A 9422-nucleotide genomic window follows, 5' to 3' on the forward strand; every position below is an offset into this window, starting at 1 on the left:
GAACACTACACAACCCGGCAAGCTTTTCCTCTTATACCAGCTGATAATTGGCACGGTACTTGCGTTAACAAATGCAGGAACCCAGGAGGAATTCATGCCTACGAAAATCACCCAGATATCTTGGCGGCGCATTGCACTTGTCAGTTCGCTCATCGGCGCAACAGCATTGCTGTCAGGCTGCAACGCGATGAAACGGCTTTCCGAAGTTGGCGAACCGCCAAAGCTGTCGTCCATTGATAACCCGACACAGTCAGAGGCCTATCGCCCGGTAAGTTTGCCGATGCCTGCCCCGCAGGTTGCCGAACGTAACCCGAACTCACTGTGGCGTGCCGGCGCACGGTCCTTCTTCAAGGATCAACGCGCAAACCAGGTCGGCGATATCCTGACCGTGGTTGTTGAAATGGAAGACCGCGCGGCCCTCGCCAACACGACAGTGCGTTCGCGCACCAATTCCGAGGATCTCGCGGTTCCGAACCTGTTCGGGCTTGAGGCAGAAATGACCAAGGTGCTGCCAGAAAGCATCGATCCGACCTCGATGCTGGATTTCGACAGCAACACTTCAAACCGGGGTGCCGGAACTCTTGATCGTAATGAAGCCATTGATTTGCGCGTTGCGGCCATCGTCATTCAGGTTCTGCCGAACGGCAACTATGTCATTCATGGTCGCCAGGAAATTCGTGTGAACAGTGAAATTCGCGAAGTTCAGATTGCCGGTGTTATTCGCGCCGCGGACATCAGCTCCGCAAACGAAGTCAATTACGACAAGATTGCCGAAGCCCGTATCTCATACGGTGGTCGCGGGACGATTTCAGATGTCCAGCAGCCACGCTATGGCAGTGAAGTTCTCGACATCATTCTGCCGTTCTAACATTTGAAAAGTCTTGTGGCTCAATCCCGTTTTCCGGGTTCCGGTTGATCACATGGCGAAGCGTTCAAAGGTCACCTTCGGGTGGCCTTTTTCGCATCAGAGCGACACAAAAACGAAAAGCCCGGCCATAAGGCCGGGCTTTTGTGATTTTGGTTATCCCTAACCAGTAATCTCCCACCATGTCATGTCGTTGCATGACGGGGATCGGCCAAGCCAAATCCCAAGTATTTTTTCCACCCGGCGCGATCAATCGTCGCGACGTGTGCGCTCCATCCGTTCGTGGCGTTCCTGGGCTTCGATGCTCAGGGTCGCAATCGGACGAGCTTCAAGTCTTTTCAAGCTGATCGGCTCGTCGGTTTCTTCGCAGTAACCATAAGATCCGTCTTCAATTCGACGCAATGCAGCATCAATTTTTGAAATAAGCTTGCGCGCCCTGTCACGAGTACGAAGTTCAAGTGCCCGGTCAGTCTCCGCCGACGCGCGGTCGGTAAGATCCGGTTCCTGAAGCCCGCCATCCTGCAGGTTCGCTAATGTTTCTGAAGATTCATGCAGAAGTTCTGCCCGCCAGGTCAAAAGTTTCTGGCGGAAATATTCCCGCTGACGCGGGTTCATGAACTCTTCGTCCTCAGCAGGACGATAGTCAGGTGGTAAAGTGATAGTCATGTATGCCCTCTATACAGGACTCATCGATCGCGCGGCAATATAGAGGCCACGCGCCAACGGTGCAAGCCGATTGAACAAATAAATGCCAATCCCCCCTCAAAGGCGCAGAATTCTGCGATATTTCTATGAAAAATACCTTTGATTAAACAATCAGATCAGGCCGGAAACCTCAAGTTTCGCCAGCTCAACCCGAGCGCGAAGATCAATCTCATCGAAAACAGAAGAGAGTTCGGGATCATCAATCATTTCGCGCTGCTGGTCGAGCAAACCGACCAGTTGCTGCAGGCGTGCGGGGGATAATTGGCCACTTAGCAAGCCGTCTCGCACAGCTTCAAGCTGCTCGAGCATGCTTTTTGCGCGCAACATCGCGGCCTTTTTAGGCGAATCCAGTGCATCCCCGCTTTGCTGGAGCGCAAGCAAGGCATCAAGGGCACTGACAGCCCCCGCACTTCGAACACCCGCGGCACCGCCAGCATCCCCGGAAGAGTCGAGCGAACGCATGGCGTCAGCAAAACCGCTTCCGCCAGATGTGCCGGACGATTTCTTGCGCGATGAATTACTCGTACCGGCAGCCTTGGAACCGCTAACCTTCATGATCCGTGTCCGCTCAGTTGTTGTCGATCTGTTCAATGAACATATGCAGTGCATGGTCGGATGCGTTCCTCCAGCCCAAGCGGCCGGAGAATGGGCAAACACCAAACTTGCAGAAATGAGTCTCCCTCAATCGCGCCAGACGCGCAACGGGAAAAAAATGCCGGGTTGGCGCATCGGCCGCGACGACACAGAGGCAAAATCACCTTAAACGCGTCGTTTTCAGGGGATTTTGGCGTTACCAAGGTCAGTACCGGCAGAAAGCCTCAGTTGGCATGGTTTTCGCAAATAGCTTTGCAAACGCGGTTTACCCGATCAATCGCCTCATTTGCCGGATGCGCTGCATCCCATGTAAAAGCGGAATTAAGAGTATGATCACAGGTCTTGGCAAAATAGCACGCAATGCACTCGCAATGCTTACGCTGGGAATGCTTGCCCTGACGCAGCTTACCCCTGCACATGCACAATCACGCATCAAGGATATCGCCGACTTCGAAGGCGTGCGTGACAACATGCTGGTGGGTTATGGTCTTGTGGTTGGCTTGAATGGTACCGGCGATGATCTGGGCGATGCAGAATTTACCCGTCAAAGCATGGTTGCGATGCTTGAACGCCTTGGCATCAACGTCCGCGACCAGATCGAAGACCTTGAGTCTGATAACATCGCGGCCGTGATGGCAACTGCAACCCTGCCGCCGTTTTCGCGTCAAGGGTCGCGCATTGATGTCAATATCAGCGCGATTGGCACTGCCGAAAGCCTCCAGGGCGGCACGCTGCTTGTGACCCCGATGGTCGGTGCTGATGGGGAAGTTTATGCCGTTGCCCAGGGTAATCTCGCGGTTGGCGGTTTTTCCGCTGGTGGCAATGCTGAAACCATCGTCAAAGGCGTTCCGACCTCGGCACGTATTGCCAATGGCGGCATCGTTGAACGCGAAATCGACTTTAACCTGAATTCCATGCAGGACATGTCAGTTGTCCTTCGCAACCCGGACTTCACCACTGCACGCCGTGTCTCCGAAGCAATTAATGCCTATCTGGGCGAAGTTGCTGCACGCGCCAGCGACCCGGGCACCGTGCGTCTGAACATTCCGGAACGCTACAATCAGAATATTGTCGCTCTTCTGACCGATATCGAACAGCTTCGTGTTGAACCCGATCAGATCGCGCGTGTTGTGATTGACGAAAACACCGGCACCATCGTGATGGGCGAAAATGTCCGGATCAACCGTGTCGCGATTGCGCAGGGCAACCTGACGATCCGTGTGACCGAAACGCCGCAGGTTTCCCAACCCTCGCCATTCTCGCAGACCGGCACGACCGAGGTTGTCGACCGCACCAATATCGAGGTCGATGAAGGCGAAGACAATCAGTTGGGCATTATGAATGGCGGTGTCAGCCTTCAGGAACTGGTCAATGGCCTCAACAGTCTTGGCGTTGGTCCGCGCGACATGATCACCATCCTTCAAGCCATCAAGACGTCTGGCGCTCTTCAGGCTGAAATCGAGGTGATGTGATGATGACCGACAGCACCGCCGCACTGATGGCGCAGGCACAGACCAGCGCACAATACGGCAAGCAAAACAATATCGCGGCCCGGATGGATGCACTCACAGACGGACACATCAAGACCGAAGCACAGGCGCGCAAGGCTGGCGAGGAATTTGAATCGATGTTCCTTGGCCAGATGCTCAGCCATATGTTTGCCGGCCTTGAAACCAACGAAATGTTTGGCGGCGGGCATGGTGAAACGATGATGCGTTCCATGCTTGTTGATGAATACGCCAAAGAAATGTCCCGCGCAGGTGGCATCGGAATTGCAGATGCTGTTACACGCGAAATCCTTAAAGTCCAGGAGGGATGAAAATGACCACCCAAGAGCTGGTTACAGAACTTAAAAGCGTCACCTATGACCTTATGTCCCTGCTGGAACGTGAATCCAGTGAACTGCGCAGCCTGACATCTGCCGAATATGAGCAATTCCTGTCGGAAAAATCTGCCCTGGCAATGCAGTACGAGCAGCTGGTTGTAAAACTGCGCAGCCGTGGTGACGAACTCCGCGCCATGTCCGAAGAGGAACGTGAAGAGCTGCGCGAGCTTCAGGCCGAGTTCCAGCAAGCTGCAAGGCGCAATATGAATACACTACAGGCGGCCAAGGCGACCAACGAACGCGTGGTTCAGGCCATCGTCCGCGCGGTCAATGACAAATCCAAAGAAGAATGCACGACCTATACCCGCTCTGCCACCACCAGCAAGGCGTCGCTCGGCGGTTATGGTCGCACGATCAATAAGTCCGGTGGCGCATACAGCGTCAACGAAACGCTTTAAGGGTAAAGGCAAAGATCATGTCACTTACTCAGGCACTCAATACTGCGATCTCTGGCCTTAACACGGCACAAGCCCGTATTGCGATCACGTCTTCGAACATTTCGAACGTGAATACCGAGGGCTATTCCAGAAAGATCGCCGGTCAGGAGACCCTCTCGCTTGACGGTGTCGGTGCCGGTTCCCAGGTTGCTGACATTTATCGTAACGTCAACGAGGGCCTGGTACGTGAAATGCGCGGCGAACTGGGTAAAGCCGGTCGCGAAGAAGCCCGTTACGAGTTTTTCATGCGCGTTCAGACCCTGTTTGGCACCACCCAGTCTGATGCTGCGATCAGCCAGCGCATCAACGATCTGGCCGACGCGTTTGAACAGCTTGGCGTCACCCCGGACCAGAATTCCCCGCGCGTCGAAGCCATCGAAAGCGCAATTCAGGTCATGGAATCGTTTGAGCGGCTCTCAAGCCAGCTTCAGGATCTGCGCGATGACATCGACGACCAGATCACCGATGAGGTGAATAGTGCCAACACATTGCTGACGCAGATTTCTGAGCTCAATACCGGCATCATTCGCCTGAACAACCTTGAACAGCCAACGACAGAGCTTGAAGATCAGCGCGATCAGAAGCTTAATGAGCTGTCAAAAATCATCGATATCACGACCTTCAGCCGCAGTGACGGTTCGATCGTCGTGTATTCTGCGGCTGGTGCAAACACGCTTCTTGATCGCACCCCCAACAAACTCTCCTTTACACAGACTGCCGGTTTCGAACCGGGTACGGGTGGCTCGGGTGTTTCGCTTGATGGCGAAGACATTACAGACACGTTGCGCACAGGGACCCTGAAGGGCCTGTTTGAAATGCGCGATTCCGAGATTCCGGCGTTGAATGACCAGATCAACGAACTGGCTACTCAACTGCGCGATGCCATCAATGAAGAACATAACAAAGGCACTTCGTTCCCGCCGCCCGCCAACCTTTCGGGCACACGCACGGTCGATGGCAGCGATCCGTTAACAGCGACCGGTGCATTTCGCGTTGCCGCACTCGATCAAAATGGTGACCTTGTTGCCACTGACAGCTGGGCTGATATTGCCCTGCCAACAACACCGGCAACGGTTCAGGGCATCGTTGATGCGATCAATGCCTCGGACGCGGGATCGTATCTGACGGCATCACTGGTGGACAATCGGCTGGTTATCGAAGGCCAGGATGGTAACCGCGTTGCCATTAACGAATTAGACAGTGAGATCACGCTGAGCGATGGTCGCCAGCAGGGCATGTCGCACTATTTTGGTTTGAACGACTTTGTCACGACCACCAAAAGATCCGATGTCATGACCTCTGCCGCGCAACAAAGTTCGACCAGTGCGCTGGGTGTGACGGCAAGTTCCTTTACAATCAGTGCAGGGACGGGTGCGCTTGCCGGAGCGGGTATTACAGTCAACTACACTGCAACAGACTCGCTTGAAGATATCCGCGACAACATCCGTACGGCACTTCAGGGCGCCGGCTTCACCGCCGCTGCCGCCGAAGAAGCTGCCTTCATTGTCGAAGATGGTGACCGCTACCGTCTGGTCATTGAATATAATGCCAACCTGACGATCAATGATTCGGGTACGTTGTCCTCAAAGATCGGCTTCACCGAAGATCGTCCATCCCTGTCTGGCAACATGGATGTCGCCGCGGCAATCAAGAATGATCCCTCGCGGATTGTGCGCGGACAGATGAATGCGGACACTTACAATACCTCTACCGCAATCATCGATCCGGACGCGGCCATTCCTAACTTGGGCCCGCTTGTACCGCCACCGGTCAACTATACATTGACTGTCAGTGGCAATTTTACAGATGTCGACATCGATTACGATACCAACACTTCGCTACAAGACATCGCTGATGCCATCAACAACAGTGCGACGCTGACGGACAACAATATCACTGCTGAAGTCAAATTCGACAGCCAGTTGGGTGGTTATAAACTCCATGTCATAGATGCGGATGGCGATCCGTTCTATTTCAGCGACGATGGCCTGCCCAACGCAGATGCTCTCACGACCGTTCTGGGTCTTGGCATCACTTTCGGCGTTCATGAAGGCGACAACAGCGCTGCAAACTCGATCAGTAATGCCTTTGAACGCACCGATATTGATTTCGGCGCGACCGATGGTCTGTCGGGCGAACGCACATCGCTAACCGATTATGCAGCTGGGATCGTGGCAACCGCAGCGACAAAAGCCAGCATTGCCGAAAGTTCCTATGACTTCCAGGACAACCTGGTGGTTGACCTTAGCACCCGCATTCAGAACGAAGCCGGCGTCAACCTTGATGAAGAGATGTCGGATCTGGTGATTTTTCAGCGTGCCTACACCGCCTCTGCCCAAGTGATTACCACGGTTGAGGAAATGTTTGATGCACTGCTCAATGCAGTTTAAACTGCATGCTTATGAAATGAGGCTGTCATGGTAACTCGTGTCGCGACATATACGAACCACACATTGCTTTCGGACCTGGCACTCCGCAATGCTGCGCGTGTAACAGACCTTCAGAACCAAGCGTCCAGCGGGTACAAATCACGCAATTACGCAGGCATCGCCGACAGCACACAGCGCCTGCTTAATCTTGAAGGCGAATACAGCCGCACGGAACAGTACTTGCGCAATACAACGCAAGGTAAATTGCGCCTGCAAAGCATGGAAACCGCCGTTGACAGCATGCTGACCATCGCGACCGAGATGAAGAGCTTGCTCATCCAGGCAAGCTCCGCTCAACAGGCTGATGACGTCAATATCCGTAATGAAGCAGACCAGGCACTGCAACAGATTGCCAACTTGCTCAATACCAACCTTGACGGACGCTTCCTTTTTGCGGGCGGACGTTCCGAAGAACCGGCAGTGGATATCGAGAAAATCGGCGCGCCGGACAATTATATCAGCAAACTTAATACGTCGGTGACAAGCGGCGCACTTCTCTCCTCACTTGGCGTAACAACTAACGGCACGCTCCAGATTGTCAGCACAGATGTCAATGGCAACAGCTCGACCTCTACGGTCAACTACAACGCCGCCACCGACGATATCGATGACATCATGGATGCCATCAATAACGTCACAACCAACCGCGCCATTGCGTCGCTGCGGGGGTTAGGCGGTGAAGGCACAACGCTTTTGAATATTGAAAATGTCGGGAACGGCTCAATCACTATTACCGAAACGGGTGGCGGAGATTTTCTCTCAAAACTTGGTATGGAGAAAATGGGAAATCCGCGCCCGGATGCCGATTATTATATGGGCGATCACCAGATCATGGATCTGCGGGTCGACGACAAGTATGATGTCTCCTATGGCATTCTGGGCGACAACCCGGCATTCCAGAAATTGATCCAGGGCCTTGGCATTGCCGCAAGCACTGAAAATCAGGATGCACTGACTGTCGCACTCGGCTTTATCAACGATGCAATAAACGAACTTCCAAACGTTCAGGGGCAAATCGGTCTCGATATTGCCAATGTCGAACGGTTCGAAGAACGCCATCAGGATTTCAAGGTTTTTGCGGCCCAGGCCATCACCGACATCGAAACTGTTGACGTTCCCCTGACCCTTGCGGAAGTCAGTCAGTACACGACGGCCCTGCAGGCCAGTTTTATTTCCATCTCGCGCGCCGCAGATTTATCTTTGGCTAACTATTTGCGTTGATTGTGATATAAATCGTATTGCGTCTTTAACTGTTTTGTTCGCATGATACCAAGGGTAGTATGCGACACAGAACCTTTCGACCGTCGGAGAATTGCGGGAATGGAAACCGAAAACGTCGCCGAGAATGAAACACCTGAATCCGTTGTCGTGGAAACACGCTTCGGCGACATCGAGTTCAGCTGGGACAAAGGCATCTATATGCCGGTCGGTCTCCTTGGCTTTCCTGAACACCATGTTTTCGGACTGGCCAACATCCCCAACACATCACTTGATCAGTTCAAGCTTTATCAAAGCCTGACGGATGCAAGCCTGTCCTTTATCGTCGCACCGTACAATATGGAAAGCGGTGTTTACGCGGACAAAGACCTGATGACTGCGCAGAAAAGTCTCGCGATCGAAGCCGCAGATATGGCCATTCTGATGGTTGTCACCATCCGGAGTGCGCCAAGTGGTCAGGGCATTACGATGTCGACCAATCTGCGTGCGCCCATTCTTGTCGACACTGCGCGCCAGGTCGCCTGGCAGCATATTTTGCCCAATGAAAAATACTCTGTGCAGCATGACCTGTAATTTTTGCCTAGCATATTGGCACGCGCATTGCTTTGATGTCCCCCAAGGCAATGTCGCCGAAAGATTGAATGGCCTGAGCCATTCTATCTTATCCGTGTAGGAGGAATAAAATGGCTCTTAATATTATTTCCAACTATGCAGCGAACGTAGCCCATCGAAACCTGACTGCTTCGGACACGATGGCGACGCGCTCGCTTGCAAAACTTTCCTCGGGTACCCGTGTTGTTTCTGCACGTGACGATGCCGCTTCCATGGCCATCGGTGCACGTCTGAACGCAACAACGGAATCCCTCAAAACCGCAACGGTTAACGTCAACCAGGCCAACTCGATGCTGCAGATCGCCGATGGCGGCATGGCAACCATCGATAACATCCTGGTGCGCATGAAGACACTTGCTGTTCAGGCATCCTCGGGCAACTTGTCCGACACCGAACGCGGGTTCCTCAATGACGAATTCGTTCAGCTGCGCGAAGAAATCGACCGCATAGCGTCCTCGACCAACTTCAACGGCATTCAGTTGTTGGGTGACGGTGGCGACGTTGCGATCAACTTCGACGATCTCGCAGCCGGCGGAAGCGGCGCGGCCCTGACCCCGGTCAACGGCTTCGACAACTTTTCCATCACCGATAACAACTACTGGGCGACCGATACCGATAGCGACATCACCGATAACAACTTTGAAGTTGATATCGATTACGCTGCCGGTGGCCAGGTC

The 9422-nt window shown here is 53.5% G+C and carries 10 protein-coding genes and 1 pseudogene; 9 read left to right on the plus strand and 2 right to left on the minus strand.

Features of this window, described 5'->3' with window-relative positions; translation table 11 throughout:
* Positions 1 to 94: 94 nt before the first annotated feature.
* Complete coding sequence (gene flgH, locus FHI25_RS18375; protein WP_210520253.1) at positions 95 to 868, plus strand: flagellar basal body L-ring protein FlgH; 774 nt, start codon at positions 95 to 97, stop codon at positions 866 to 868.
* Positions 869 to 1114: 246 nt separating this feature from the next.
* On the opposite strand, the gene dksA is transcribed toward flgH, so the two are convergent.
* Both dksA and FHI25_RS18385 read right to left on the minus strand, forming a co-directional pair.
* On the minus strand, positions 1115 to 1531 hold the full coding sequence (gene dksA, locus FHI25_RS18380; RefSeq protein ID WP_008890403.1) for an RNA polymerase-binding protein DksA: 417 nt from the start codon (positions 1529 to 1531) through the stop codon (positions 1115 to 1117).
* A gap of 150 nt (positions 1532 to 1681) precedes the next feature.
* Positions 1682 to 2125, minus strand: a complete 444-nt coding sequence (locus tag FHI25_RS18385; protein ID WP_210520254.1) for a flagellar assembly protein FliX — start codon at positions 2123 to 2125, stop codon at positions 1682 to 1684.
* Here FHI25_RS18385 and FHI25_RS18390 point away from each other — a divergent pair.
* The 8 genes and pseudogenes from FHI25_RS18390 to FHI25_RS18425 all read left to right on the plus strand — a co-directional run.
* Entirely contained in the window at positions 2124 to 2333 is a 210-nt protein-coding gene (locus tag FHI25_RS18390) for a hypothetical protein (RefSeq protein WP_210520256.1), read from the plus strand. The genes FHI25_RS18385 and FHI25_RS18390 overlap by 2 nt on opposite strands.
* Before the next feature lie 160 nt (positions 2334 to 2493).
* Positions 2494 to 3636, plus strand: coding sequence for a flagellar basal body P-ring protein FlgI (locus tag FHI25_RS18395; RefSeq protein ID WP_008890406.1), 1143 nt, complete (start codon positions 2494 to 2496; stop codon positions 3634 to 3636).
* Positions 3637 to 3638: 2 nt separating this feature from the next.
* Positions 3639 to 3983 (plus strand): rod-binding protein, encoded by a 345-nt coding sequence (locus FHI25_RS18400; RefSeq protein WP_246879199.1) that lies wholly within the window; start codon positions 3639 to 3641, stop codon positions 3981 to 3983.
* A 2-nt stretch (positions 3984 to 3985) separates the two neighbouring features.
* A complete protein-coding gene (locus tag FHI25_RS18405; protein ID WP_157194018.1) occupies positions 3986 to 4447 on the plus strand; it encodes a hypothetical protein in 462 nt (153 codons plus the stop codon).
* A 17-nt stretch (positions 4448 to 4464) separates the two neighbouring features.
* Entirely contained in the window at positions 4465 to 6876 is a 2412-nt protein-coding gene (flgK, locus tag FHI25_RS18410; RefSeq protein ID WP_210520259.1) for a flagellar hook-associated protein FlgK, read from the plus strand.
* Between the two features lie 27 nt (positions 6877 to 6903).
* On the plus strand, positions 6904 to 8136 hold the full coding sequence (locus FHI25_RS18415; protein ID WP_210520261.1) for a flagellin: 1233 nt from the start codon (positions 6904 to 6906) through the stop codon (positions 8134 to 8136).
* Positions 8137 to 8235: 99 nt separating this feature from the next.
* On the plus strand, positions 8236 to 8706 hold the full coding sequence (locus FHI25_RS18420; protein ID WP_210520264.1) for a flagellar assembly protein FliW: 471 nt from the start codon (positions 8236 to 8238) through the stop codon (positions 8704 to 8706).
* Positions 8707 to 8816: 110 nt separating this feature from the next.
* Positions 8817 to 9422, plus strand: a pseudogene (locus tag FHI25_RS18425) (flagellin); the annotation flags it as partial.

The organism is Thalassospira sp. ER-Se-21-Dark (assembly GCF_017922435.1).
Classification (GTDB): domain Bacteria; phylum Pseudomonadota; class Alphaproteobacteria; order Rhodospirillales; family Thalassospiraceae; genus Thalassospira.